At 65.9% G+C, this 24,035-nt stretch carries 25 protein-coding genes; 15 read left to right on the top strand and 10 right to left on the bottom strand.

All coding sequences use genetic code 11. From position 1 onward, the window contains the following. Positions 1 to 49 precede the first annotated feature (49 nt). Complete coding sequence (locus tag ACIGJC_RS20300) at positions 50 to 961, top strand: sterol desaturase family protein (RefSeq protein ID WP_483713939.1); 912 nt, start codon at positions 50 to 52, stop codon at positions 959 to 961. A gap of 69 nt (positions 962 to 1,030) precedes the next feature. Here ACIGJC_RS20300 and ACIGJC_RS20295 read toward each other — a convergent pair whose 3' ends face one another. Together ACIGJC_RS20295 and pdxR are read right to left on the bottom strand one after the other, a co-directional pair. Continuing rightward, the gene (locus ACIGJC_RS20295) at positions 1,031 to 1,633 is read right to left on the bottom strand and encodes a glutathione S-transferase family protein (RefSeq protein WP_483713938.1); all 603 of its coding nucleotides are present in this window, start codon (positions 1,631 to 1,633) and stop codon (positions 1,031 to 1,033) included. A gap of 60 nt (positions 1,634 to 1,693) precedes the next feature. Continuing rightward, positions 1,694 to 3,187 carry a MocR-like pyridoxine biosynthesis transcription factor PdxR gene (gene pdxR / locus ACIGJC_RS20290; protein ID WP_483713937.1) on the bottom strand — a complete coding sequence of 498 codons (1,494 nt, stop codon included), beginning with the start codon at positions 3,185 to 3,187 and terminating at the stop codon, positions 1,694 to 1,696. A 131-nt stretch (positions 3,188 to 3,318) separates the two neighbouring features. Between pdxR and ACIGJC_RS20285 the strand changes: the two genes are divergently transcribed. The 8 genes from ACIGJC_RS20285 (at position 3,319) to catC (ending at position 9,600) form a co-directional block, all read left to right on the top strand. After that, positions 3,319 to 3,954 carry an FMN-binding negative transcriptional regulator gene (locus ACIGJC_RS20285; RefSeq protein ID WP_483713936.1) on the top strand — a complete coding sequence of 212 codons (636 nt, stop codon included), beginning with the start codon at positions 3,319 to 3,321 and terminating at the stop codon, positions 3,952 to 3,954. A 180-nt stretch (positions 3,955 to 4,134) separates the two neighbouring features. Continuing rightward, positions 4,135 to 5,025: an MBL fold metallo-hydrolase gene (locus ACIGJC_RS20280; protein WP_483713935.1), complete on the top strand. Its 891-nt coding sequence runs from the start codon at positions 4,135 to 4,137 to the stop codon at positions 5,023 to 5,025. 71 nt (positions 5,026 to 5,096) lie between these two features. Then, positions 5,097 to 6,011, top strand: coding sequence for a LysR substrate-binding domain-containing protein (locus ACIGJC_RS20275; protein WP_483713934.1), 915 nt, complete (start codon positions 5,097 to 5,099; stop codon positions 6,009 to 6,011). A 128-nt stretch (positions 6,012 to 6,139) separates the two neighbouring features. Continuing rightward, complete coding sequence (locus ACIGJC_RS20270) at positions 6,140 to 6,832, top strand: 3-oxoacid CoA-transferase subunit A (RefSeq protein WP_483713933.1); 693 nt, start codon at positions 6,140 to 6,142, stop codon at positions 6,830 to 6,832. 4 nt (positions 6,833 to 6,836) lie between these two features. Then, positions 6,837 to 7,499 carry a 3-oxoacid CoA-transferase subunit B gene (locus ACIGJC_RS20265; RefSeq protein WP_483713932.1) on the top strand — a complete coding sequence of 221 codons (663 nt, stop codon included), beginning with the start codon at positions 6,837 to 6,839 and terminating at the stop codon, positions 7,497 to 7,499. 90 nt (positions 7,500 to 7,589) lie between these two features. After that, a complete protein-coding gene (locus tag ACIGJC_RS20260; RefSeq protein WP_483713931.1) occupies positions 7,590 to 8,876 on the top strand; it encodes an MFS transporter in 1,287 nt (428 codons plus the stop codon). A 69-nt stretch (positions 8,877 to 8,945) separates the two neighbouring features. Further along, the gene (gene mmlI / locus ACIGJC_RS20255; RefSeq protein ID WP_483713930.1) at positions 8,946 to 9,287 is read left to right on the top strand and encodes a 4-carboxymethyl-4-methylbutenolide mutase MmlI; all 342 of its coding nucleotides are present in this window, start codon (positions 8,946 to 8,948) and stop codon (positions 9,285 to 9,287) included. Positions 9,288 to 9,324: 37 nt separating this feature from the next. After that, a complete protein-coding gene (catC, locus tag ACIGJC_RS20250; protein ID WP_483713929.1) occupies positions 9,325 to 9,600 on the top strand; it encodes a muconolactone Delta-isomerase in 276 nt (91 codons plus the stop codon). 12 nt (positions 9,601 to 9,612) lie between these two features. On the opposite strand, the gene ACIGJC_RS20245 is transcribed toward catC, so the two are convergent. The 3 genes from ACIGJC_RS20245 to ACIGJC_RS20235 are packed head-to-tail and all read right to left on the bottom strand — an operon-like array spanning position 9,613 to position 12,909. After that, a complete protein-coding gene (locus ACIGJC_RS20245) occupies positions 9,613 to 10,836 on the bottom strand; it encodes an aminotransferase-like domain-containing protein (protein WP_483713928.1) in 1,224 nt (407 codons plus the stop codon). 12 nt (positions 10,837 to 10,848) lie between these two features. Beyond that, entirely contained in the window at positions 10,849 to 11,874 is a 1,026-nt protein-coding gene (locus tag ACIGJC_RS20240; protein WP_483713927.1) for a 2-oxoadipate dioxygenase/decarboxylase family protein, read from the bottom strand. A 42-nt stretch (positions 11,875 to 11,916) separates the two neighbouring features. Continuing rightward, positions 11,917 to 12,909 (bottom strand): Bug family tripartite tricarboxylate transporter substrate binding protein, encoded by a 993-nt coding sequence (locus tag ACIGJC_RS20235; RefSeq protein ID WP_483713926.1) that lies wholly within the window; start codon positions 12,907 to 12,909, stop codon positions 11,917 to 11,919. Positions 12,910 to 13,069: 160 nt separating this feature from the next. On the opposite strand from ACIGJC_RS20235, the gene ACIGJC_RS20230 reads away from it, so the two are divergent. Continuing rightward, positions 13,070 to 14,002 carry a LysR substrate-binding domain-containing protein gene (locus ACIGJC_RS20230; protein ID WP_483713925.1) on the top strand — a complete coding sequence of 311 codons (933 nt, stop codon included), beginning with the start codon at positions 13,070 to 13,072 and terminating at the stop codon, positions 14,000 to 14,002. A gap of 229 nt (positions 14,003 to 14,231) precedes the next feature. Beyond that, on the top strand, positions 14,232 to 15,323 hold the full coding sequence (locus tag ACIGJC_RS20225; RefSeq protein ID WP_483713924.1) for a BON domain-containing protein: 1,092 nt from the start codon (positions 14,232 to 14,234) through the stop codon (positions 15,321 to 15,323). A 97-nt stretch (positions 15,324 to 15,420) separates the two neighbouring features. On the opposite strand, the gene ACIGJC_RS20220 is transcribed toward ACIGJC_RS20225, so the two are convergent. Beyond that, positions 15,421 to 15,825, bottom strand: a complete 405-nt coding sequence (locus ACIGJC_RS20220) for an SRPBCC family protein (protein WP_483713923.1) — start codon at positions 15,823 to 15,825, stop codon at positions 15,421 to 15,423. Positions 15,826 to 15,938: 113 nt separating this feature from the next. On the opposite strand from ACIGJC_RS20220, the gene ACIGJC_RS20215 reads away from it, so the two are divergent. Next, complete coding sequence (locus ACIGJC_RS20215; RefSeq protein WP_483713922.1) at positions 15,939 to 16,403, top strand: YaiI/YqxD family protein; 465 nt, start codon at positions 15,939 to 15,941, stop codon at positions 16,401 to 16,403. Between the two features lie 24 nt (positions 16,404 to 16,427). Here ACIGJC_RS20215 and ACIGJC_RS20210 read toward each other — a convergent pair whose 3' ends face one another. Continuing rightward, positions 16,428 to 17,798 (bottom strand): APC family permease, encoded by a 1,371-nt coding sequence (locus ACIGJC_RS20210; RefSeq protein ID WP_483714484.1) that lies wholly within the window; start codon positions 17,796 to 17,798, stop codon positions 16,428 to 16,430. A 5-nt stretch (positions 17,799 to 17,803) separates the two neighbouring features. Beyond that, entirely contained in the window at positions 17,804 to 18,949 is a 1,146-nt protein-coding gene (locus ACIGJC_RS20205; RefSeq protein WP_483713921.1) for a hypothetical protein, read from the bottom strand. Here ACIGJC_RS20205 and ACIGJC_RS20200 point away from each other — a divergent pair. Further along, positions 18,908 to 19,474, top strand: a complete 567-nt coding sequence (locus ACIGJC_RS20200) for a hemerythrin domain-containing protein (protein ID WP_483713920.1) — start codon at positions 18,908 to 18,910, stop codon at positions 19,472 to 19,474. The two genes, ACIGJC_RS20205 and ACIGJC_RS20200, sit on opposite strands and share 42 nt — an antisense overlap. 2 nt (positions 19,475 to 19,476) lie before the next feature. Here the strand turns inward: ACIGJC_RS20200 and tolA are convergent, their stop codons facing one another. Beyond that, positions 19,477 to 20,247 carry a cell envelope integrity protein TolA gene (gene tolA, locus ACIGJC_RS20195; protein WP_483713919.1) on the bottom strand — a complete coding sequence of 257 codons (771 nt, stop codon included), beginning with the start codon at positions 20,245 to 20,247 and terminating at the stop codon, positions 19,477 to 19,479. Between the two features lie 242 nt (positions 20,248 to 20,489). Further along, positions 20,490 to 20,660, bottom strand: a complete 171-nt coding sequence (locus tag ACIGJC_RS20190) for a hypothetical protein (protein ID WP_211949625.1) — start codon at positions 20,658 to 20,660, stop codon at positions 20,490 to 20,492. A gap of 246 nt (positions 20,661 to 20,906) precedes the next feature. On the opposite strand from ACIGJC_RS20190, the gene ACIGJC_RS20185 reads away from it, so the two are divergent. Further along, complete coding sequence (locus ACIGJC_RS20185; protein WP_483713918.1) at positions 20,907 to 22,613, top strand: ABC transporter ATP-binding protein/permease; 1,707 nt, start codon at positions 20,907 to 20,909, stop codon at positions 22,611 to 22,613. A gap of 182 nt (positions 22,614 to 22,795) precedes the next feature. Next, positions 22,796 to 24,034, top strand: a complete 1,239-nt coding sequence (locus ACIGJC_RS20180) for an MFS transporter (protein ID WP_483713917.1) — start codon at positions 22,796 to 22,798, stop codon at positions 24,032 to 24,034. Position 24,035: the final 1 nt, after the last annotated feature.

The following is a 24,035-nucleotide window of genomic DNA, read 5'->3' as shown; positions in this document are numbered from 1 at the left end:
GATGCGGCTCCGCAAAGCCAGGCGTCCCCCGCCCCCAAACAGGACGATCATGCACAACCTCCACAAGATCACCCTCCTCGCCACGGCCTTCGTCGTGTCGGTCTCTCTGGTCGAGGCCTTCTTCCTGGCACGCAAGGCACGCCGGCAAGGCAAGGCCTATCCCTGGCATGAAATGGGACTGTCGCTGGTCGACATGATCGGCCGCAAGCTGATGGTCCTGCTGCCGCTGTCGCTGGCCACGCCGATCTTCGCCTTCGCCTGGGACCACCGCCTGTTCACCGTCGAGATCAACAGCGTGCTGGCCGTGCTGCTGCTCTTCATCGGCCAGGAGTTCTGCTACTACTGGTACCACCGCGCGTCGCACCGCATCCGCTTCTTCTGGGCGACGCACGCGGTGCACCACTCGCCGAACGAACTGACGCTTGGCACCGCGTATCGCCTGGGCTGGACCGGCAAGCTCACCGGCACCGCGATCTTCTTCACGCCGCTGGTTCTCCTTGGTGTGCGTCCTGAAGTCGTGCTGGCCACGCTGAGCCTGAACCTGCTGTACCAGTTCTGGCTGCACACCACCTGGATTCCCAAGCTCGGCTGGTTCGAATATGTGTTCAACACCCCGTCGGCGCACCGCGTGCACCATGCCTCGAATGTCGATTACCTCGATGCCAACTATGGCGGCGTGCTGATCGTCTTCGACCGCCTGTTCGGCACCTATGTGGAAGAGCGCGAAGACGAGCCGTGCCGCTTCGGCCTGGTCCACCCGACCACCACGCATAATCCGCTGGTCAACCAGTTCGAGCACTGGGTCAGCCTGGGCCAGGACATGAGGAAATCGGGCAGCGTGATGCACGCGATCGGTTACCTGACGATGCCGCCGGGCTGGGCACCGGATGGAAAGGGGCAGACGACGGAAGCGCTGCGCCAGCAGCAAGCCGACGAACGGCTGGTGGCGAGCGTGCGGTAACGGAAGCGGGTGGGAAAAACAGAACGGGCAGCCTGAGCTGCCCGTTCTGTTTGCGGGAACCCCCGCCCCTCAGTCCCGCGCAGCGCGCGCAAAGGCCTCGCGCGCGGTCACCCGGCCGACATAGTTCTGGATCACCTTGCTCTCCCCCACAAGTGGCGCCCCGAATCTGCCCGCCCAGGCCAGCGACGCCCCGAGATAGACGTCCGCGGCACTGAACGCCGCGCCAAGCACGAACGGCCCGGGTGTCAGGGCCTTTTCGATGGTGGCGATGACATCGTCGTAATCGCCCCAGCCAACCGCCTGCCTGGACAGCGGCGCATCCTTGCGCATCATGCGGTCCGTCAGCGCGGGCTCGAAGCAACTGCCACAGAAGAACAGCCACCGCAGGACAGTCCCGCGTGCGGAAGCCCCCGGCGGCGGCATCAGCCCGGCCTGCGGAAAGGCGTCCGCCAGCCAGGCGATGATCGCGCCGTTCTCGGTCAGAACCGTGCCGTCATCCAGCACCAGCGTCGGGATCTTTCCCATCGGATTGATGGCGAGGAATTCCGGCGACCGGCTCTCCCCTTTGGTGAAATCGATGTGCTGCAACTGGTAGTCAGCCCCGACCTCCTCCAGCATCCAGCGCGCTACCGACGCGCGGCTCTGGGGGTTGTAGTAGAGCGTCATGGTCATACCGTTCTCCTGCTGGTTGTCGGGTCAGGTGATGCAACCGCAGCAGGATAGCACCCTGCACTACGCAGGTGGATCCAGCCGCCGCAGCGCCTCGGCCAGGCGCCGGACACCCTCGACGATGGCCTCGCGCTCCAGCAACGCGTAGCCCATGACAAGACCGGCGGGCCGCGGTCGCGCGGCCTGCGGCCCCGAGCGATGGAACAGCGGACTGACGGGATGGACGCGTACCCCGAGCCGGCCGGCCTCCCTGACCAGGGCGGGCTCCGCACTCGACTGCAAGGCCGGGATCCACACGACAAGATGCAGCCCGCTGGCCAGCCCCTGCAGTGCGATCCGGCCGGACAGGTGCTCCTGCAGCGCTTCGACCAGGGCGCGTTGCCGCGCATGCTGCAGGCGCCGCATGCGCCGGACGTGGCGATCGTAGCTGCCATCCTCCAGCAGCAAGGCCAAAGCGCGCTGGACACCTGTCGCCGCGTGGCGGTCCGTCAGGCGCTTGGCCGCGGCAAAGGTCTCCACCAGCCGCTCGGGGACCACCATATAGCCCAGCCGAAGCTGGGGCGAGAGCGTCTTCGAAAACGTGCCGACGTGGATTACGCATCCGTGCGTATCGAGCGACAGGAGCGAGGCTTCCGGCCGCACCGAATAGCGGTATTCGCTGTCGTAATCGTCCTCGATGACCCACGCCCGCCGGTCGGCAGCCCACGCCAGCAACTCCCTGCGGCGCCCGATGGGCAGGAACGATCCGAGGGGAAACTGATGGGTCGGCGTCACGTAGACCATCTGGGCCCGGCGCAATGAACGGAGCTGGTCGGTCCGCAAACCATGCTCGTCCACATCGACGCATTGCAGATCCCCGCCATACGCCTCGAAGACATGGTGTGCCATGCGGTAGCCCGGATTCTCTACCGCCACGGAATCGCCGGGGTCGAGCAGCAGGCGCGCGCAGAGGTCCAGCGCCTGCTGGGAACCGTTCACGATCATCAGTTGATCGGTGGAGCACGATAGCCCGCGTGTCTTGCTGAGGTGCGCCTGCAGCGCCCTGCGCAGTTCAAGGTTGCCGCGCGGGTCCTCGTAAGCCAGCCGGGACAAGCGCTGTCGCTCGACGGCACGCAATGCCTTGAGCCATGTCAGCGTCGGGAAGTCGCGGCCGGCCAGCGGCCCGTAAAGGAAGTCGATCTCGCCCTTGGCCGCTACGCCCGTGTCTTGCAGCGCCGTGCCCGCCACCCGCACACCCCATGCGGAAAGCCGTCCGGGGTGCGGGTCCGCCCGAACAGTGCCGGCCGGGCCGTGCGGATGGCGACGAACCGGACTGCCCGGCGCAGCGCCAGCCGCCACGCGACTGACCGCGCCGCCGCGTGTTTCGATGAAGCCATCCGCCGCAAGCTGCTCATAGACGAGCGACACGGTCGCCCGCGAAAGCCCGCGCTCAGCCGCCAGCGCGCGGCTCGACGGGAGCGGTGCGCCGACGGCGTAGGTGCCGTCCGCGATACGCGCGCGGAATTCGTCGTACAGGGCACGGCCGAGGCCACCCTGGCCATGCTTGCTACTGGGCATCCTATTCCCCGGCCGGCTCAACTGGCATGGTCAAATGGTATCAAACTGGCTGTTTTCACCCAACCGGAAGCACGGCACACTGTCGATCGGCGTCGCATCGTGGCGACGCGCGTTCAAAGTGGACCAGTCCCATGTACCTGCCGAAACATTTCGCCGAGCCGCGCGCCGAAGCCCTGCATCGCATCATGCAAGAGCATCCGTTTGCCACGCTCGTCACCCAGACCGCCGCGGGACTCGATGCCAATCACCTGCCCTTCCTGTTCGAACCAGCGGAAGGCGCGTGTGGCGTGCTGCATGCGCATGTGGCACGCGCCAATCCGGTCTGGCGCGAAGTGGCCGACGGATCGCCGGTGCTTGTGATCTTCGCCGGCGCGCAAGGCTACATCACGCCCAACTGGTACCCCGGCAAGCAGCAGACGCACCGCCGTGTCCCGACGTGGAACTACGAGGTCGTGCATGCGCACGGCACGCTGCATATCCGTGACGATGACAAATTCGTCCGCGGCGTCGTGGCCCGCCTGACCCGGCAGCATGAAGCCAGCCAGCCGCAACCGTGGAAAATGGGCGACGCGCCTGCCGATTACATCGCGGAGCTACTGCGCCACATCGTGGGCATCGAGGTCCGCGTGTCGCGGCTCGAAGGCAAGCGCAAGCTGAACCAGCACCATGAGGTGCCGGATCGGGAGGGAGCGATCCAGGGGCTGGAGGCGCGAGGGAACCGTGAACTGGCCCAGGCAATGAAGGACACGGCCAAGCCGGTGCAATGAAGGCAACAGGCGCCCGGGCGCCTGATGAAGATCGTTCCTAAAGCTCCCTGAAAGCCCTCTTTCGGATTGCGAAATTTGCCGCGACGGAGAAATCACCGATCCTTTAGCCGAGGGCCGCACTCCCCGCTCCCACGGCGCGGCGGGAGACGGCGCCACCATGAAACTACGAAGACAAGACAAATGATGCAATCGCGTACCGTCGGCGATCTCAAGATCACCCGCATTCTGGAGTACGCGGGTCCGACGCACGATCCCGCCTTCCTCTTTCCCGACATCGACCGCGGCGTGCTGGATGCCAATGCGGATCTGATGGCGCCGCATCATTGGATACCGCACATGAACAAGCTGATCGTGACGATCCAGTTCTGGGTGGTGCATGCCGGCGACAGCATCATCGTGGTCGATACCGGGGTCGGCAATTTCAAGCCGCGGGCCGGCATTGCCCGCATGAACATGCTCAATACACTGGTGCGCGAGTGGATGATCGCGGCCGGAGCCCCGCCGGAAAAGGTCACGCATGTGGTCATGACGCACCTGCACGCCGATCACGTCGGCTGGAATACCACGTGGCAGGACAACCGCTGGGTCCCGACTTTCCCGAACGCGCGCTACTACATCCCGAAGGATGACTTCCTCTTCTGCGACGAAGGCCGCAACAAGGAGGCGGGCGTGGTCGATGTGTTCGGCGAGTCGTTCTTCGACAGCGTGATGCCCGTAGTCAACGAAGGCCTTGCGGAGATGATGAAGCCCGGAGAGGAAATCGCCGGCTGCCTGCAGGTCGAACCCGCCGTGGGCCACAGTCCTGGCCAGGTCGCGTTCCGCGTGCGCTCCCGCGGCGAAGAGGCAATCTTCTGCGGCGACATCCTGCACAGCCCGCTGCAAATCGTCCGCCCCGACGTGAACTCCGGCTATTGCATACGGCCGGACCTGGCACGCAGCACTCGCCTCGCGTTCTTAAACCAGGCCGCCGACACCGGCGCGCTGATTCTACCGGTGCACTTCGGCGAGCCCTATTGCGGCTTTATCAGGCGCCAGGGCAGCGGCTTCCGCTTCGAGCCCGCGACGTGGTAGCCAACCAGGCAATCAGCCTGGCATGCGCGGTTATCATCGTGGCTCAGTGAGTTTGCCGCGAGACCAGCCGCATGCCTGTTCCGTTTGATATCACCGATTTCCGCCTCTTCGTCAACGTCGCGGAGACACGCAGCCTGACGCGCGGCGCGGAACGCTCGTTCCTGTCCGTGCCGGCGGTCAGCAACCGGATCAAGAACCTTGAAGACACGCTCGGCGTGCGCCTGCTGGAGCGCTCGCCGCAGGGCGTGACGCTGACGGCTGCCGGCGAGGTCTACCTGCAGCACGCGCGCGTCGTACTGACCGAACTGGAACGCCTGACCGGCAACCTGCAGCCATTCACCGCGGGCCTGAGCGGACAACTCAAGCTGGTGGCCAATACCACCGCCATCACGGAATACCTGCCACCGGTGATCGGCGATTACCTAGCCACGCACCCGGATGTCCGCATCGAGGTACGCGAACGCCTGAGCGACGATATCGTGCGCCTGGTACGCGAAGGCGGCACCGATCTCGGCATCATCTCGGGCAACATCCCCACATCAGGCCTGCAGGCCGTACCGTTCGTCAAGAGTTCGCTGATCCTTGTCGCGCCGCTGGGCCATCGCCTGCTGGCCCAGCGCGACATCTGGTTCGAGCAGGCGCTCGACCATGCCTTTGTCGCGCTGCTCGAAGGCAGTGCCTTCCAGATGTTCTTGACGCGCGCAGCCGGCGCGCTGCACAAACCCATGACCATCCGCGTACATGTGGCGAGCCACGACGCCACATGCCGGATGGTGGCCGCCGGCGCCGGCGTGGCCATCATGCCCAAGGCCGCATTCACCCGCCTGAAGGGCGACCAGCAGATTGGTTCCTGCAACCTGCGCGATGACTGGGCCGTGCGCACCTTCCAGGTCTGCGCACGCGACCTGGACGGCTTGTCCAGCTTTGCCCGGGAGTTTGCCAATCTGCTGATCGACCGCTACGCCGCGGACGGCGAACCGGGCTAGCGCATTCGCGCACGGCGCGCTGCACCGGCTGCGTTAAGCCATCGCTAAGGACGGTTGCAGAAGTCGAAATTGTGTGCCCCCGGACAGCATGGCAACCTTGTCTCGCCAGACAACAACGAAGGCCAGACATGATCGACAAGCTTTATGGAACAGCGCGCGATGCCGTCAGCGAAGTGGCCGACGGCGCCACCATCGCGGTCGGCGGATTCGGGGGCGCCGGCATGCCCGACGACCTGATCGACGCGCTGATTGAACACGGTGCTACCGGCCTTACCGTCGTCAGCAACAATGCCGGCAACGGCGACACCGGCCTCGCCGCACTCCTCAAGGCGGGCCGCGTTCGCAGACTGGTGTGCTCGTTCCCGCGCCAGCGCGATGCCCACGTATTCGAAGCGCTGTACCGTGCCGGCGACATCGCGCTGGAGGTCGTACCGCAGGGCACGCTGGCCGAACGCCTGCGCGCCGCCGGCAGCGGCATCGGCGCCTTCTACACACCCACCGGCTATGGAACATTGCTGGCAGAGGGCAAGGAAACGCGTGAAATCAACGGGCGCGGCTACGTACTGGAATACCCCATCCATGTCGATGTCGCGCTGATCAACGCCGAGGCAGCCGATCGCTGGGGCAATCTCATCTACAACAAGACCGCGCGCAACTTCGCGCCCGTCATGGCGATGGCCGCGAACCAGACTATCGCCGCGGTAGCTCGCGTTTGCGAGCTCGGCGAACTGGATCCGGAAGCCATCATCACGCCCGGCATCTTCGTCAGCCGCGTGGTGCTGCGTGACAGCACCGCTGCAAACCCCGTGCACACGAGCTGAAGTCATGGATCAAATTGCAAAGAACCTGCTGGCCGCGCGCGTGGCGCGCGATATCCCGAACGGCTCGTACGTGAATCTCGGCATCGGCCTGCCGACGCTGGTCGCCAACCACCTGCCGCGGCATCGCGAAGTCATCCTGCACAGCGAGAACGGCGTGCTTGGCCAATGGTCGGCCGCCGAGCCCGGGCAGGAGGACTGGGAGCTGATCAATGCGGGCAAGGAGCCGATCCGGCTGGAGAAAGGCGCGGCATTTTTCCACCATGCGGACGCCTTCGGCATGATGCGCGGCGGCCATCTCGACATCTGCGTGCTCGGCGCCTTCCAGGTATCCCAGCACGGCGACCTGGCCAACTGGCACACCGGCGCCCCCGACGCGATTCCGGCGGTAGGCGGCGCCATGGACCTCGCCATCGGTGCCAGGCGCGTGTTCGTCATGATGGATCACATGACAAAGGATGGCGCCAGCAAGCTGCGCCGCCATTGCAGCTATCCGCTGACCGGCCTGGCCTGCGTCAGCCGCGTCTACACGGAACTCGGCACATTCGCCATCGGCCCGCAGGGCGTGGCGGTGATCGAAATCGTCGGCGACATGTCACCGCAGGCTCTCCAGTCGGTCACCGATGTGGAGCTCGATTTCACCACCCTGGCGACGGCCGAACTGGCCTAGCCCCGCAACGAACGGTCCGGCGGAAATCGGTCCGCACGGCGGCGCCGGTACCGCTTCGACAAAGACAAGAACCGACTTCAGGAGACAAACATGTTTGCTTGGTACAAGGCTGGATCGCCCCAGCAGAAGAAGACATTCTGGGCCTGCTATTCCGGCTGGGCGCTGGATTCCTTCGACATGCAGATGTTCAGCTTCCTGCTGCCTGCGCTGACCCTCACGTGGGGCCTGACCAAGGCGGAAGTTGGCGTGCTCGGGACCGTCGCGCTGGTCGTCACGGCGATCGGCGGCTGGGGCGCCGGCATTCTCAGCGATCGTTATGGACGCGCGCGCATCCTGGTTCTCGCCATTGTCTGGTTCACCTTCTTCGGCGTGCTCGCCGGCTTCGCCCAGTCCTACAACCAGTTGCTGGTTGCGCGTACGCTGCAAGGACTTGGCTTCGGTGGCGAATGGGCGGTCGGCGCAGCGCTCATGGCCGAAGTCATCGATCCGAAGCACCGTGGCAAGGCCATCGGCTTCGTGCAGTCGGGCTTCGCGCTGGGCTGGGCACTGGCCGTGGTGGTCGCCACGCTGCTGCTGGCGTGGCTGCCCACGGAACTGGCATGGCGCGTGGCATTCTGGAGCGGCATCATTCCTGCCCTGACCGTGCTGTTCATCCGTCGCCACGTCAAGGATTCCTCGATGTTCGAGCGCGCGCGCCAGAGCCGTGCCCCGCGCGCCTCGCTGGCTTCGGTGTTCAACCGCCGGTACGCACGTTCGCTGACGCTGTCCAGCGTGCTGGTGATCGGCCTGCAAGCTGGCTGCTACGCCATCCTGGTATGGCTGCCGTCGCTGCTGAACCAGCGTCAGGTCGCGGCAAGCTCGTTGATCGTCACCGTGTTCATCATGGCCTTCGGATCGTTCTGCGGCTTCGCAGTGACCGCGGACCTTTCCGACCGCATCGGCAGGCGTCCCACCCTGATCCTGCTTTCGGTCTGCGCCTGGATCGTCACGGCCAGCTATATGCTGCTGCCGCTGAACGCGACGCTGGCGGCCATCCTGGGCTTCCTGGTCGGCTTCTCGGCCATCGGCATGTTCGCCGCACTGGGTCCTTTCCTCAGCGAACTGTTCCCGACCCATGTACGCACCACTTGCATGGGATTCGCGTACAACGTCGGCAAGTCCGTCGGGGCCGGGTCTGTCGTCGGCGTCGGCGTGCTGTCGACCCATATCGGGCTGGCCAACGCCATGGGCGCGTTCTGCCTGGTGGCCTACGCCTTCGCGGTATTCGGCATCCTGATGCTGCCCGAGACGCGCGGCATCGCTATCGAGAACATCGGCGAAGCGGATGACAACCGCGAGTCAGGCGCGCTGGTGCGGCCCGCAACGGCTCATACCTGACGTGCCGCCGCGCGTGCCCCGGTGCCTGATACACAATAGAACCCACACACCAACCAGAGGAGCCAACACATGATTCGACTGCTATATCTGCTGGTCAAGCCAGCCGGCATGTCCGACGAAACCTTCCGCGCGGAGTGCCTGCGCCACTACGAGATGTCGCATGAAGTACCGGGCCTGCACAAGTATGAAGTCCGCTTGGTCGCCGAGCAGCCGACCGATACGCACGTGCCCTTCCTTGACATCGGCCATGTGGATGCCATCGGCGAATGCTGGTTCCGGGACAACGCCGCGTATGCCCAGTACATGGCCTCTGACATCCGCAAGGCATGGTTCGAGCACGGCAAGACCTTCATCGGTCAGCTCAAGCCCTTCCGCACCGCACCGGTGGGCGCTGACGACGCATCAAGCTGAACCCGCTCCTCCCAAACATTCGACACCAGGAGACCCCATGCTTTACTGCGTACAGATGGACGTGAAGTTGCCCCATTCCCTGCCGGCCGAACGCGCCGAAGCCATCAAGGCCGCGGAAAAGGCCCGCGCCGTCGAAATCCAGCAATCCGGCAAGTGGCCGCACCTGTGGCGCGTGACTGGCCGCTACGCCAACATCAGCATCTTTGACGTGGACAGCCACGACGAACTGCACGAACTGCTGTCGTCTCTGCCGCTGTTCCCGTATATGTCGATTCAGGTGACGCCGCTGGCTCGCCATCCTTCCGCGATCTGATATCTGCGCCCGCTAGCCGCCGCCCTTCGTCACAGCATCGAGCCGCGCCGCCGCCCGTGCCAGCCGGCGCACGCCTTCGTCGACCTGCGCTGCATCCGTGCCGGCGAATGACAGCCTGATGGCCGCGCGCGCCCGGCGCGCCGCGTAAAATCCGCTCCCCGGAACGAACAGGACTTTCTCCGCAATGGCATGCGGCAACAGCGCGGCGGCATCCTCAACACCATCCAGCGCAGCCCACAGGAACATGCCGCCGGCGGGTAGCGCGAAGCGGATCCGCTCGCCAAACGCCGCGCGCAGCGCCGCCGCCAGCCGGTCGCGCTGGTCCCGGTAGAACGCCACTTCGGTGGCCACCTGTCCCGCCAGCCGGCCCGCCTGAAGGTATTGCGCGGCGGTCAGCTGGATCCAGGGCGGCGTGCACAGGTCGGACACCTGCTTGGCAATCACCGCGCGGCGAACGATCTCCGGCGCGGCGATCATCCAGCCGATGCGCAGCCCCGGCGCAAGCGTCTTCGACAAGCTGGCCAGATGCACCACCCACGGTCGCGCATCGGGCACCTGCGCGCACAGCGCCAGCAGCGACGCCGGCGGCGGGCCATCGAAGCTCAGTGCGCCGTACGGATCGTCCTCGACCAGCACCACGCGATACCGCGCCACCAGTTCCAGCAGCCGCAGGCGACGTGCGCGGGTCAGCGTCGCCCCCGTGGGATTGGCAAAGGTCGGCACCGTGTAGATCAGGCGCGGACGCAGCGACGGATCGGCCAGCAGGGCCTCCAGCGCATCCACGTCCATGCCGTCGTGGTCGGCCGGGACACCGCGCACATCGGCGCCGGCAAGCCGCAATGCCTGCAGCGTCGCCGGATAGGTCGGCTCCTCCACGAGCACCACGCTGCCCGACTCCACCAGCGAGCGCACCAGGAAGTCGAAGCCCTGCTGCGATCCCGTGGTGACCAGCAATTCCTCCACCGCCGCGACCGCGCCGCGCTCCGCCATCAACGCCACCAGGGCGCCGCGCAGCGCCGGCGCGCCTTCGGTCGCGCCGTACTGCAGGCATTCCGCGGGCCGCTCGCGCAGCACCTGCGCCGACGCCGCGCCGATGCCCTCGGCATCGAACAGCGCGGCGGACGGGTAGCCGCCGGCGAACGAGATCATCTGCGGGTCGGACAAGTACTTGAACAGCTCGCGGATCGGCGACCCTTCGGGCTCCCGCAATGCCGGCACGAACGGATAAGCGGTCATGGCGTGTTCCCCTCAGCAGGCCGCGGCAGTCATCCTGAAGATGCCCTGCGCATTGCCTGCGTCAAAGCCCAGGTCGGTGCGCGAGACCGCCTGCGCGTCGTCGACATAACGGTCGCGGGTGATGAATTCGTAGAACGAGCCCGGCACCTCGCGCACGACCTCGGCGCCAGCGGCGTCGACGAACACGCGCCGCACGGGGTCCGCACGGAACGCCGTCTGGCGCACGCGCCCGCTCTGCGAGACCTCGACCTTTTCCTTCATCGGGCGGCCGATGCGCTTCTGCTGCTCGGCCAGCGCGAACACGTCTTCCACACGGTCGGTCGCGTGATTGAAGGCATTGCCTTCGGTCGCGATCCAGGCCATCTCCGGCGACTCGGCCAGCAGGCGCTCATAGTCATCCAGGCGCGGCGCGGCGTGCTGGCGGTCGAAACAGCGCGCCAGCGCGCCGATCAGCTCGGCGGCGTCTTCCAGCGACAGCGAACCCTCGCGCTCGAGCTCCCACAGCAGCGACTGGGCGCGCGGGGTCAACGGATCCTCCGAGGTGCCGGTGACACGGCTGACGGCCTGCCTGAAGCCCTCGCTGAAGCGCTCGGGATGCAGTTCGCTGACAAAGAATTGCGCGATCCCTTCGGGCGCGTCTTCATGCGCGTACGAGCGGCCGGTCATGCCGATGCGGTCCAGCGGATAGGTGCCGTTGAGCCGGTAGCCCAGCGGACGCAGGATGCGCGTGAATGCCGCCTCTCCAGCCGGCAGCGCGCCATTGTCCTGCCAGCGCACCGTGCGCAGCGCGCCGTGGTCGAAATACACCTTGCCGCCGGCCGTGGCCACGTCATCGGTATAAGCCTTGCCCGTCGGCACGCGTTCCAGGATGCCGGCGAACAGCACCAGGTTCAACGCGTGCGCGACTTCCGCGCGCGACGGGCGCCCCGCTTCGCCGGTGGGAAGCCCCTCCGGCGTGGCGACCAGTTGCGCCAGGCGATCCGCGGCCGAAGCGCCAAGGTGGAGGGAAAGGAGAGGAACGACGTTCTTGTCAGACATGATCGAATGCAGCGGGAAATAAAAGGGAAAAGCCGTGCGGTGTCAGTCCACCGACGCGCCCGACAGGCGAACGATGTCGCCCCACTTCTGGCGATCCTTCTTCAGCACGTCGGCAAACGCGTCCGGCGTGCTGGGCGCGGGCTCGGCGCCGAGTTCGCGCATCTTGGCCTGCACCGCGGGATCGCCAAGCGCGCGGGTCAGGTCCTGGCTGATCTTCTGCGCCACCGTGGCGGGTACGCCGCGCGGCGCGAGCAGGCCGAACCACGGGCTGGCGTCAAAGCCGGGCACGGGACCGGCGGCCGCCACGGTCGGCACATTGGGCAGCGCCGACGAGCGCGCCGGCGTGGTCACGGCCAGCGGCTTGAGCTTGCCGGAGCGGATAAAGGGCAACGATGCCGGCAGGTTGTCGAACATGACATCGACGCTGCCGCCCATCAGGTCGGAGATGGCCGGGCTGCTGCCCTTGTAGGCCACGTGGCTCATCTCGGTGCCGGTCATGCGCTGGAACAGTTCGCCGGCCAGGTGCGTCGAGGTGCCGTTGCCGGCCGACGCCATATTGACGCGCTTCGGGTTGGCCTTCAGGTAAGCAATGAACTCCGCCAGCGTCTGCACCCGGGCACGTTCGGCGAAGGCCGGCGACAGCACCACCACATTGGGAACGCGCGCCACCATCGTGACCGGCGCGAAATCCGCGGCGGCGTCATAAGGCAGCTTCTTGTACAGCGTGGGGTTGATGCCGAACTCCCCGACCGAGCCCATCAGCAGCGTATAGCCGTCCGCCGTCGACTTGGCGGCGGCCCCGGTGCCGACGATGCCGCCCGCTCCGGGACGGTTGTCGACCAGCACGGCCTGCTTCCACTGGATGGCCAGCTGCTCGCCGATCAGTCGCGCCACCATGTCGGTGGTGCCGCCCGGCGGATACGGCACGATGATGCGGACCGGCTTGGCGGGAAAATCCTCGGCGCACGCGATGCCGGGCACGGCAGTGCCCACGGCGAGGGTCGTTGCGGCGAGCGCGCTGAACAAGCGTTTCATGCTGTCTCCTGTCTACCTGATGTTGTCGTTATTGGCGGCCGCAGTCGAATACCGAATACGGTGAAACAAGGACCGAATGATTTCTCATCAACTCGACGATTTCAAGCGAGATTTCGGTATAGGATGATGATCTTTAATCATCAACTCCGCTATCACCCCCATGCGGCATCGACTTCCAAGCCTTTCCAGCCTGCGCGCCTTCGAAGCCGCCGCGCTGCATCTGAACCTGCGCCGTGCGGCAGCCGACCTGTTCATCACCGAAAGCGCGGTATCGCGCCAGATCGCGGCGCTGGAGAGCCTGCTCGGCGTGCAGCTCTTTCACCGTGCCAACCAGCGCATCACGCTGACGGCGGCCGGCGCGCTCTACAGCGGACAGGTGCGCGAGATGCTGCGCAAGCTGCAGCGCGACACGCTGGACGTCATGGCGCATGAAGGTGCGGGCGGCACGGTGGAGCTGGCATGCGTGCCCACGCTGGCGGTCGAGTGGCTGATCCCGCGGCTACCCGATTTCTACGCGCGCCATCCGGGGGTGGTGGTCAACATCAGCGCGCAGTCCGACGTGTTCCTGTTCGATGGCACGCCATACGATGCGGCGATCCACTTTGGCGAAGCGGTGTATCCGGGCGCGCACGCGGACCTGATGTTCAACGAGGAATCCGTGGCGATCTGCCATCCGGACTACTTCGGCCGCAGGAAGCGGGTCGATGCCGCGGACATTGCGCGCGCGCCGCTGCTGCACCTGGCCACGCGAAGCTTCGGCTGGAAGCAGTGGATGGACGCGGCTGGAATCGACGACGTCAATGCCATGCGCGGCGCCCGCTACGATCACCACAGCATGGTGATTGCCGCCGCGCGTGCGCGGCTGGGCATCGGACTGGTGCCGCGCTTTCTCGTCGCGGAATACCTGTCCGGCCGCCAGCTCGTGATGCCGGTTGCACGCACGCTGCGCTCGACGCACGCCTATTACCTGGTCTTGCCCGATTCGCGGCCGATGAGCGCCGCGATGCAGCATTTGCGCGCGTGGCTGCTGGAGGCCGCCGGCGCCTTTGCCGCGGCGCAGTCGGCGGCGGATGCCGGCCCCGAATCGCGTTAGCAAGGTTTGCACCCGGCATCCCTTCTTACATGCTCTGCAATCGTTGCAATGCTTCGAGGGCCACAAAGCTCCCCTGAAGCACCGCGCACACCGTGCCCTGCCAGGCTTGCACTCGGTACGAATCTTGCCGCTTCCCCGATACACGCCCATGCGAGAGCGGGCGCGATCGTGTCCGCGCGATCGTGTCCGTGTTCGCACGGGCATCTCCCCGGTAACTCAGGACACGAGCATGAGCAACTATTACGACGACGCGCGCGAACGCGGCAAGCAGTGGGACGACGACGACTGGCAACCGGAATCCGGACGCGACACCTGGCAATCGGAGCGCATGCGCAGGCAAATGACCCCCGGACAGACCAGCTATGGCGGGCCTGCCCGCCAGCAAGGCGGCGATGGCGAACGCTACCAGGAGTCGTACGGCCAGCGGTCAGGACGCCAGTCGGACAATCCCGACGACAGGTACAGCGGTTACGGCGCGCAGCGCCCCGGGTCATCCGAGCGTGATCCTTATGCGCGGCGCTATGGTGAGCGCTATGGTGAGCGCTACGGCGGCCGCGACGAAGGACGCGCCTTCCAGCGCGAAGAATACCGTGGCAGCAACCGCGAGGACGAAGACCGTCGCCAGGGCAGCGACCTGCGCGCCGGCATGAACGGCGGCTACGGCTGGGAGCGCGCCCGCGAATGGCGCGATCCGCACGCGTGGCAGCGCGATGACAGGCAGGCCGAGCGCAATTGGCGCCAAAGCGCAGAGCGCGCGCGCGAGCGAGATCGCGGCATGGGCAGCCAGGGCCCCTACTTCCGCGACCTGCGCAGCGATACGCGCTACTGGACCGCCCCGGACGACGACCGCACCGACGATCAACGCCACGGCCGCCACTACAGCCGCGAGGCGGCGCAGCAACGCGGTTGGGAAGTCGACGACGATCGCGATCGGGACGAAGACCATGGCACGCTCTACAACTTCGGGCGCCGCATCGGCGAGGCCGTGGGCGACTTGTTCGGCACCTCGGAACGGCATGAACGCCCGACCGGCCCGCGCGGCTACAAGCGCAGCGACGAACGCATCCGCGACGATGTCTGCGAACGCCTGAGCTATGCGCACCGCCTGGACGTCAGCGATGTCAGCGTCGAGGTGAAGGACGGCGTGGTGACGTTGTCCGGGAACGTGAACGACCGCAGCCAGAAGTACGACATCGAAGAACTGGTCGATGCGACCTACGGCGTCAGCGAAGTCAACAACGACATTCGCGTGCGCCGCGATGCCGGCAGCACATCGCAGCCTGGCAGCGACGCGTCGTCGGGCAGCACCTGGCGCGCCTGACACGCAATGCCTCCGCCCGGAGCCGCCATTGACTGACGCTGCTCCATGAACAAGAAAGGCCTGCACCAGGCAGGCCTTCTTGTGTCACAGTGCGCGGCTAGTGCGCTTCGACATGCCGCTTGAAGTTGTCCAGGATGCTCTGCCACCCGCTCTGCTGCTGCTCGATCGGATACTCCGATTCGGCATCGAAGCGCACGCGCACGGTAACGCCCCGCGGGGTATCGGCGAACTCGACCTGCGCGGTGCGGTCGCCAAACGCGTACTCGATCAGCCTGTGTTCCTCGATCCTGGTGTAAGTGCCGGCGAAGTCGAATCCCATGCTGCCGTCCTTCGCTTCCATCCGCGAAGAGAAGTCGCCGCCCACGCGCAGATCGACCGTGGCGGCCGTGGTATGCCAGTCCTCTGACGCGGCATTCCATTGCTTGATGTCCGCCGGCGTGGTGTAGGCATGCCAGACCTTTTCCATGGGGGCCGCGACCGTGGTTTCTACCTGGATCTTCATAGTTTTCCCTTTGTGGTCAATCCGACTCAATTCAGCATGCACCAGTGTTCGTTCCCACGACACGCGTGCAGGCAGTAATATGACCGCTCCCTCTCTCAATTGGAAGTATCGCGATGCAAGTCCTGGTGGATGCAGACGCCTGTCCGGTGGTCGTGAAAGACATGCTGTACCGGGCCGCGCAACGTGTCGAAGTCTGCGTCACGCTGGTGGCCAACCAGTATATGCGCACGCCGCCTTCCCGCTTTATCAAGGCCCTGCAGGTACCGGCGGGGTTCGATGTCGCCGATGACCGCATCATCGAGCTGGCCACCAGCGGGGATCTCGTCATTACGGCGGACATCCCGCTTGCCGCCGCCGTGCTGGACAAGGGCGCCCATGTGCTCGACCCACGGGGCAGCTGGTTCAGCCGCGAGAACATCCAGGAACGCCTGACCTTGCGCGAGGTGATGGAGCAGTTGCGCAGCGCTGGCGTCGATACCGGCGGCCCCGCACCCTATTCGCCCCAGGATGGCAAGACGTTCGCGAGCCAGCTGGACCGCTTCCTGGCACGCCATGCGCCGCGGGCCGGCACCGCCTGAAGCCTGACAGCCAGCGACGGGCCTTCAGCGTGCCGCAACCGACCGCATGCCCTTGCGATTGCGCAGCAGCGGAATGGCACCGATGGCAATGCCTCCCATGCCGACGACGTTGGTGACCCAGTCGAAGGTGGGGATGCTGTAGAGCGCGATGAAGAACAGGAAGATCCCGCTGGCCGCCGGCCAGATCACGTGGCTCAAGGCCGGCCACGGTCCACGGGCCAGCATCCCGCGGTAGTACCAGCCGCAGGCCAGCCCGGTCAGCCCGAGATAGAAGCAGATCTGGAAGCCGATGGCCGTGATCGAATCCTGCAGGATGACGTTGACCGTTGGCAGGTAAGACGACACGAACAGCAGCACCAGCCCGGTGACCCAGATAAAGAGGATGGCGATGTGCGGCGTGTGCCAGCGCGGATGCAGGCGCGCATAGCGCGGGTGCAGCGCGCCGTCGCGGCTCTTGGCAAACAGCGTGCGCGTGAACTGCAGCATCTGCGTCTCGACCGTTCCCACCGTGCTGAGCAGGACCGCGATGATCGAGACATAGCCCCAGGTCGGTCCGAACAGCTTCTGCGCGATGGCGAAAATGATGTTGGTGTTGTAGTGCTGGATCTCGGCATCGGACAGGCCGAGCAGCGTGATGACGATGAAGACCAGGAAGAACGCCATCAGGAACACCATCGACCAGAACGCGGCACGGCCGGGGATGCGGTTGGCGTCGCGCGTCTCCTCGCTGAGGTTCATGGTCACGTCCCAGCCGTAGAAAAAGAAGATGGCCACCAGCGCGCCGTTGGCAAACACCCCGGGTGTGAAGGCGAAGGGCGAGAACCAGGCCAGCGAGAACGGGTGCTGCGGCGCACGGGGGAACATGACGAGACTCGCGACGATGATCGCCAGCAGGATGATGGCCTCGATGATCGTCATCAGCACCTGCACGTAGCTGGTGAGCTTGATGCCCTTGACGACGACCGCGCTGACAAAGGTCAGCCACGCAGCCGCGATCAGCGTCACGTAATGCACGTTGTTCATCAGCGGCCGGTCAAGGATCAGCAGCGTGGCGTTGGCCGCGGGGATCATGGCCGAAACCATGAACACGCAGCACAGCACCAGCAGCGCCCAGCCCGCAAGAAAGCCGAGCGTACGCCCGAATACCATGCTCACCCATGCGTAGGACGTGCCGGCACTGGCCAGTGCGCGGTTCAGGTTGATGAACGCGTAGGCAATGCCGAACATGACGACGCCGCATACCAGGATGCTCGCCGGAGCAAGCGTGCCCGCCGTCCCGATGATCGTCGAAGTCGTGATCTCGATGCTGTAGGCCGGCGCCGTGCCGGCGATGCCCATGATCACCGATTCGACGATGCCGAGCGAATCGGCGTTGAGCCTGGCGGATTCGTCCACAGGTTTCACGACCGCACCTGCTTCAGCGCGTCCATGCGCAGGCGATAGCTTCGCAGCAGGCAAGCCTTGTCGCTGCACAGATTGCGCGAACCGCGCAGCCAGTCCCGTTGATCCGCACGCAGGCGCGCCTTGTTCGCTGAGGCGCTCAGCTTCTGCTCGTAGAGCCCCGCCAGCGCCTGGTCGGCACTGGCCAGTTCCGCATCGCCGCAAATCAGCTGGGCCGGAACGGAAATAAGCTGGCTGCAGGCAAAACTGCGCATCAGGGCAGGTTTTGACTCGCTCCGCGTTTCGAGCAGCCCGGCCTTGCACAGCCCTTGCAGCGACCTGCAAGCGACATTGCGGTGGATCCACGCCATGTCTTGCGCGCCGTATTGCTCGACGAACTGGTTGATGGCGGCGTGGCTGACCCCGCGCTGCATGGCGTTTGCCGCGATGACCTCGTTGCAGAGCGAGTCCTCCGTGACGGTCTTCCCATTGCGCCGGTAGCAACTGTGGAAGCCCAGCTTCCCCGTGCCCACGACGCTGCGGCGTTCGCCGGAAGCGAACAGGATCGACGCGCAAGCGGACGCGCACCTGGCGTTGTCCGGAACGGCGGTATAGACGCGCACCTTGTCCATGGCATCGACCATCCGGAACGCGGCTTCGACATTGCCACCGGGGCTGTTCAGGACCAGCGGCACGAGTCCTTCGCCGTCGCGGCCTGCCATGCGGGCGGCCGCGAGGAACCGGTCCGCGTCGCCGTCCTGGATCTTTCCTTCGCCGATGATCATCTTCAGGTCCAGTTGCGGCTGGTGATAGATCCTGAACTCCATCGCCATCGCTCCACCCGGAAATAGCAGCGCCGCGACACCCAGCGCCCCGAACCACGGCCGGCTTGCAAGCCAGATCCCCACGCCCTTTGCCGCCGGGTGCCCGGTGCTGCGCATAGACGTCTCCTTGCCGCGAAGCTTGAACGCATAACCATGACCGGCTGCCTTGAAAAGCCGGGCCCTACGCAGAACTTTGATCCAGATCAGAGGGAGGCGCGGGCGGAAGCACATAGTGTTCGGCATGAGGCTTCGATATGACGTGACCTCAAAGGCGTCAAAACTTAACCGATGGAGCCCGCCATGGCCACCCCGTTTTCCACCTGGCACGAAGACCATGTCCATTTCGCCCAACTGCTGGACCTCCTGGAAAGCCAGGTCATCCTGTTCAATCGGGGAGAGCGGCCGAACTACAGCCTGATGGCGTCGATTATCCATTACATGCGGCATTTCGGTGATCGTGTGCACCATCCGCGCGAGGATATCGCCTACGCCCGTCTGGTCGAGCGCGATCCCGACATGGAGATCATGGTCAACCGACTCCAGCAAGAGCATCGTGTCATCGCGAACGTCGGCGAGACGCTGGTGGACCGCCTGAACGAGGCCGAGAGCGACATGATCAGTTCGCGCGCGGCCCTTGAGGCGGCCGCGGCCATGTACCTGGTGTACTACCGCAACCATCTTTCTTCCGAGGAACGGCACGTCATGCCGCGCACGGCCCGGTTGCTGACGGCCGCGGACTGGAAAGCCGTTGACGAGGCCGTTCCGGCCAGCGCGGACCCGCTCTTTGGCGCGGATGTGCACCAGCGCTTCGTGGTCCTGCGCGCGCAGATCGAAAGCGAGGAGCGCGCGGGGTCCAGTCCGGGCTGAAACTACGAACTCCCCAGGTCCTTCGGCCAGAACGTGATCCGGATCTCGGGCGGCGCGGCACCGCTTTCGTCGCGGGGCAACGGGTCGGAAAGCGACACGGCGCGCAGCACGGCGTTGTCCCACGCGGCATTGCCGCTCGACCTGGCAAGCCTGGCGGACAGGATCGAGCCGTCGGGTGCCATGCGCACCGCCACGACGGCCGCCGGATTGCCGTCGACCTCTTCGCTGAACAGGATGTTTGGCTTGACCCGCTGCCGGACTCGCTCGGCATAGCCGGACGATGCCTTTCCGGACCTGCCGGTACCGTTGTTCGGTTCGGCGCCCCCGGCCTGCGCGCGCAGGCGCGACAGTTCGCTGGCGCGTTCGGCGTTGCTGGCCTGGCGCTGCGCTTCCATTGCATTGTGCTGTGCTTCGCGTTGCGCGGCCTTGCGGGCGGCCTCGGCGCGGGCCTGCGCTTCGTGCTGCGCCTTCTGTTCATCACGCGCCGCACGCTCCTTGCGCGCTTTCTCCTGCAGCGAGATATCGGCGCTTTGCTGTTCCACCGGCTTCGCGGCCGGAGCCGGCTTGACCGGGGGCTCCGCGGGCATGTTCGGGACCGCCTCGGGGACCGCGTCCCACAGTTCGGCGGATACCCCTTCCGGCACCGCGTTGTGCCAATGCACGCCGTAGTACAGCAGTGCGCCAAGCAGCACGTGCATGAACAATGCCGCCAGGAAACAAGGCAGGGAGCCCCGTTCCTGGACGGGCTGGAAGGGAAGGACGCCGCTCTGCATGGATCACCTGCCTCGCCGCTTTTTCGCTGTCGGATTGGCAACCATCTCGTACGATGCGACGTGCACCCCAGGCGGGTCAAGCTTCGCTACACTCGACGAAGCAGGACAGGCCCGAAGGGCCGCACTTCTTGACACATGTCCATTCTATGAAGTGCGGCGCAGGAGCGGAAAGATTCCGGACGGCCGCGCCAAAATCAGGCGGGCAGCATGCCCGCCGGTAATGCGCGACGGACCCGATGTGCCTAGGAAGGATCCTTCGTGCGCGTACGAGAAACGGCGGCCATGATGCCAAGGCCGAGGATGACCAGGCAGGCAATGCCGATGTACACGGGCGCCAGGCCCGCGATCGACAGCCCCCAGGCGATTCCGCCAACCAGTACCAACAGTCCGATCAGGAAGAGCGCGAATGACATAACTATCTCCGGCAGTGAATCGGCTAAAGTCAATGTAGTTGCCGGTGCCCCGACGCAGCATCGGCGGGAGGCGCAAAGGTGCGTAGGCGGGTTCTGACTCCAGACGTGCCGCAACCACCACGACGCAAGTCGGGGCGGGACCGTGCTTCCCCTGGCATGCCCTATGCTGGTTCGCCCACTGTTAGCGGCCGGAGCCCCGGCAAATCATCGCCAGAAGGCTCCCCGCCTTGTCAAAACGATACGGTCATGTCTACGCGCGGCGGCAATCTGTGGAAGCGGTTCCTGGACATCGCCAAGCCATACTGGCTGTCCCGGGAGAAATGGAAGGCATGGGCACTGTTGTCGGTGCTGGTGTGCCTGCTGCTTGGGCAAACCTGGACCAATGTGCGATTCAACGAGCAGACCGGCGAGTTCGCCTCGGCGCTCGCCGCCGGCGATGCGGACCGCTTCTGGTATGCCATCCAGGTCTTCATCTACGTGCTGGTCGCCGCCGTCCCGGTCTACGCGTTTTATTACTACACGCGCAACCGCCTGTTCATGCACTGGCGTTCCTGGATGACGCACCAATACCTGGACAAATATTTCGGTGGCTGCGCGTTCTACACGCTTAATGCCAGCACCGCCATCGACAACCCGGACCAGCGCATCTCGGAGGACATCAGCACCTTCACGCAGCAGTCCTTGTACTTCCTGCTGCTGATGCTGGGCTCGGTGCTGCAGCTGGTGGCGTTCAGCGAGGTGCTGTGGTCGATCTCGCGCGAGCTGGTGGTGTTCCTGGTGCTCTATGCGGTCTGCGGCACGGTGGTCTCGGTGATGTGCTTTGGCAAGGTACTGATCGGCCTGAACTTCTACCAGCTCAAGCGCGAGGCCGACTTCCGCTTCAGCCTGATCCGGGTGCGCGAGCATGCGGAGTCGATTACCTTCCATCGCGGCGAGCAGCATGAATCCGATCACGTGCGCGGCCGGTTCCAGCATGTGTTCGCCAACTACAACCGGCTGAACCGCTGGCAGCTGAACCTCTACCTGTTCCAGTACGCCTATGCGTTCCTGACGCTGATGCTGCCCAGCGTCATCGTCGCCAACCGCGTGCTGGACGGCGAACTCGAAGTCGGCAGCGCAATCCAGGCCGCGGGCGCCTTCACGGCCGTGCTGGCCGCGCTGACAGTGATCGTCGACAACTTCGAGAGCCTGAGCCGTTTCGTGGCGGGCCTGGACCGGCTGGCCACGTTTGCGTCGTCACTGGCGCACACGCGCGTGCTGCGGCGCAAACCGGGCAGCCAGATCGAGCGCCGCCGGGGCGACACCTTGTCGGTCGAACACCTGACCCTGCATACGCCCGATTACGGCCGTACCCTGCTGAAAGACCTGACCGTGACGGTAGGCGCGGGGCAGAGCCTGCTGATCGTCGGGCCCAGCGGCGGCGGCAAGAGTTCGCTGATGCGGGCCGTCAACGGCCTGTGGAATTGCGGCAGCGGCCGCATCGTACATCCCGGGCCCGGGCAGATGCTGATCCTGCCCCAGCATCCGTACATGGCGGTCGGCAACCTGCGCTGCCAGTTGCTGTACCCGCGCCACGAGGAGCGCCACATCGCGGACAGCGAGCTGTTGAAGCTGCTCGAGATGGTCAACCTGCCCGACCTGGCCGGGCGCGTTGGCGGACTGGATGCGGAACTCGACTGGAGCAAGGTCCTGTCGCTCGGCGAGCAGCAACGCCTGGCGTTCGCGCGCCTGCTGCTGGCGCGTCCGCGCTACGCGCTGCTCGATGAAGCCACCAGCGCGCTGGACGTCGACAACGAAGCCCGGCTCTACAGCCATCTCGCCAGCGGTCCCACCACGATCGTCAGCATCAGCCACCGCCCCACCCTGCTCAAGTATCACGTCCAGGTGCTGGAACTGCGCGGCAATGGCGACTGGCAGCTGCAGCCCGCGCACGACTACCGCTTCGCCTGGTAGGTCCGCCCGCGCAGGTGGCATTGGCCGCGCGCGTGGCGCATCCGTCACCGCCAGCACACATTGGGGTTTTCCGGCACAATGCGCACTCGCGCTGCGCCGGAGCGCGCTGGCAGCACGAGGCAGGACACAGATCCCGCCCGCCAGCGGGCAGCGACTGGACCAACAAGATCTCGCGCTCCCCCATGACGGCTCCTCACGGCTCCTCCGATTCCCTTTCCGCGCCCTCGTCCGGCAACACCCTCTCAGCCTCTCGAAGCCGCCGTGCCCTGCTCGCGCTCGGCGTGGGCAGCTTCGGCATCGGCACCGGCGAATTCGTGATCATGGGCCTGTTGCCCGACGCCGCGCGCGATCTTGCCATCTCGATCCCGCAGGCCGGCCACCTGATCAGCGCCTATGCGCTGGGCGTCGTGATCGGCGCCCCGCTGCTGGCCGTGCTGGGCGCGCGCTGGCCGCGGCGCAACCTGCTGATCGCGCTGATGGCGGCCTTTGCCATCGGCAATTTCGCCAGCGCGGCCGCGCCCGCCTATGCCTCCATGCTGATGGCGCGGCTGCTGACCGGTTTTCCGCATGGCACCTACTTCGGCGTGGCGGCGCTGGTCGCGGCCGGACTGGTGCCCCGCGAGCGCCGTGCCCAGGCGGTGGGCCAGGTCATGCTCGGGCTGACCGTCGCGACGCTGGTGGGCGTGCCGATTGCCGCGGCCGTCGGCGCCTGGCTCGGTTGGCGTGCCGCCTTCGTGATCGTGGGCACCATCGGCGTGCTCACCGTGTGGCTGGTGTGGCGCTGGGTGCCATTCGTCCCGGCTGACCGGTCCGCCAGCCCGCTGCGCGAACTCACGGCGCTGCGGCGCAAGCAGGTATGGCTGACGCTGGGCATCGGCGCCATCGGCTTCGGCGGCATGTTCGCCGTCTTCAGCTACATCAAGCCCACCATGCTCGAAGTGGCCCAGCTGCCGCCGGGCGCCATTCCGGTGGTCCTTGCGCTATTCGGCTCGGGCATGGTGGCCGGCAATCTTGCCGGCGCCTGGCTGGCGGACAAGGCCCTGACGCCGGCCATCGGCGGTGTGCTGGTGTGGTCCGCGCTGGTGCTGGGCGCGTTCACGCTGACCGCGCCGTATCCGTGGCTGGCATCGGCCAATGTGCTGCTGATCGGCACGGTCGTGGCGCTCGGACCGGCGCTGCAGATCCGCCTGATGGACGTGGCCGGCGACGCGCAGACGCTGGCCGCCGCGCTCAACCACTCGGCCTTCAACCTGGCCAATGCGCTGGGTGCGTGGCTAGGCGGCGTGAGCATCGCCGCGGGCCTGGGCTGGACTTCCACCGGCTGGGTCGGCGCGCTGCTGGCAGTGGGCGGGCTGGCCGTGTTTGCGTGGTCGGTGCTGGCCATGCAGCGCGGCGGCATGACGGTGCCGCAGGCGTCCTGAT

It is taken from the genome of Cupriavidus sp. C3SS-1 (assembly GCF_057073755.1).
Note: the sequence above shows the minus strand (reverse complement) of the source record. Positions and strands in the feature narration are given on the sequence as shown.

What these genes read in the sequence shown, in the direction of transcription:
- ACIGJC_RS20300 (WP_483713939.1), top strand. Translation starts at nt 50, where the DNA reads ATGCACAACCTCCACAAGATCACCCTCCTCGCCACGGCCTTCGTCGTG.
- ACIGJC_RS20295 (WP_483713938.1), bottom strand. Translation starts at nt 1,633, where the DNA reads ATGACCATGACGCTCTACTACAACCCCCAGAGCCGCGCGTCGGTAGCG.
- pdxR (WP_483713937.1), bottom strand. Translation starts at nt 3,187, where the DNA reads ATGCCCAGTAGCAAGCATGGCCAGGGTGGCCTCGGCCGTGCCCTGTAC.
- ACIGJC_RS20285 (WP_483713936.1), top strand. Translation starts at nt 3,319, where the DNA reads ATGTACCTGCCGAAACATTTCGCCGAGCCGCGCGCCGAAGCCCTGCAT.
- ACIGJC_RS20280 (WP_483713935.1), top strand. Translation starts at nt 4,135, where the DNA reads ATGATGCAATCGCGTACCGTCGGCGATCTCAAGATCACCCGCATTCTG.
- ACIGJC_RS20275 (WP_483713934.1), top strand. Translation starts at nt 5,097, where the DNA reads ATGCCTGTTCCGTTTGATATCACCGATTTCCGCCTCTTCGTCAACGTC.
- ACIGJC_RS20270 (WP_483713933.1), top strand. Translation starts at nt 6,140, where the DNA reads ATGATCGACAAGCTTTATGGAACAGCGCGCGATGCCGTCAGCGAAGTG.
- ACIGJC_RS20265 (WP_483713932.1), top strand. Translation starts at nt 6,837, where the DNA reads ATGGATCAAATTGCAAAGAACCTGCTGGCCGCGCGCGTGGCGCGCGAT.
- ACIGJC_RS20260 (WP_483713931.1), top strand. Translation starts at nt 7,590, where the DNA reads ATGTTTGCTTGGTACAAGGCTGGATCGCCCCAGCAGAAGAAGACATTC.
- mmlI (WP_483713930.1), top strand. Translation starts at nt 8,946, where the DNA reads ATGATTCGACTGCTATATCTGCTGGTCAAGCCAGCCGGCATGTCCGAC.
- catC (WP_483713929.1), top strand. Translation starts at nt 9,325, where the DNA reads ATGCTTTACTGCGTACAGATGGACGTGAAGTTGCCCCATTCCCTGCCG.
- ACIGJC_RS20245 (WP_483713928.1), bottom strand. Translation starts at nt 10,836, where the DNA reads ATGACCGCTTATCCGTTCGTGCCGGCATTGCGGGAGCCCGAAGGGTCG.
- ACIGJC_RS20240 (WP_483713927.1), bottom strand. Translation starts at nt 11,874, where the DNA reads ATGTCTGACAAGAACGTCGTTCCTCTCCTTTCCCTCCACCTTGGCGCT.
- ACIGJC_RS20235 (WP_483713926.1), bottom strand. Translation starts at nt 12,909, where the DNA reads ATGAAACGCTTGTTCAGCGCGCTCGCCGCAACGACCCTCGCCGTGGGC.
- ACIGJC_RS20230 (WP_483713925.1), top strand. Translation starts at nt 13,070, where the DNA reads ATGCGGCATCGACTTCCAAGCCTTTCCAGCCTGCGCGCCTTCGAAGCC.
- ACIGJC_RS20225 (WP_483713924.1), top strand. Translation starts at nt 14,232, where the DNA reads ATGAGCAACTATTACGACGACGCGCGCGAACGCGGCAAGCAGTGGGAC.
- ACIGJC_RS20220 (WP_483713923.1), bottom strand. Translation starts at nt 15,825, where the DNA reads ATGAAGATCCAGGTAGAAACCACGGTCGCGGCCCCCATGGAAAAGGTC.
- ACIGJC_RS20215 (WP_483713922.1), top strand. Translation starts at nt 15,939, where the DNA reads ATGCAAGTCCTGGTGGATGCAGACGCCTGTCCGGTGGTCGTGAAAGAC.
- ACIGJC_RS20200 (WP_483713920.1), top strand. Translation starts at nt 18,908, where the DNA reads ATGGCCACCCCGTTTTCCACCTGGCACGAAGACCATGTCCATTTCGCC.
- ACIGJC_RS20205 (WP_483713921.1), bottom strand. Translation starts at nt 18,949, where the DNA reads ATGGACATGGTCTTCGTGCCAGGTGGAAAACGGGGTGGCCATGGCGGG.
- tolA (WP_483713919.1), bottom strand. Translation starts at nt 20,247, where the DNA reads ATGCAGAGCGGCGTCCTTCCCTTCCAGCCCGTCCAGGAACGGGGCTCC.
- ACIGJC_RS20190 (WP_211949625.1), bottom strand. Translation starts at nt 20,660, where the DNA reads ATGTCATTCGCGCTCTTCCTGATCGGACTGTTGGTACTGGTTGGCGGA.
- ACIGJC_RS20185 (WP_483713918.1), top strand. Translation starts at nt 20,907, where the DNA reads ATGTCTACGCGCGGCGGCAATCTGTGGAAGCGGTTCCTGGACATCGCC.
- ACIGJC_RS20180 (WP_483713917.1), top strand. Translation starts at nt 22,796, where the DNA reads ATGACGGCTCCTCACGGCTCCTCCGATTCCCTTTCCGCGCCCTCGTCC.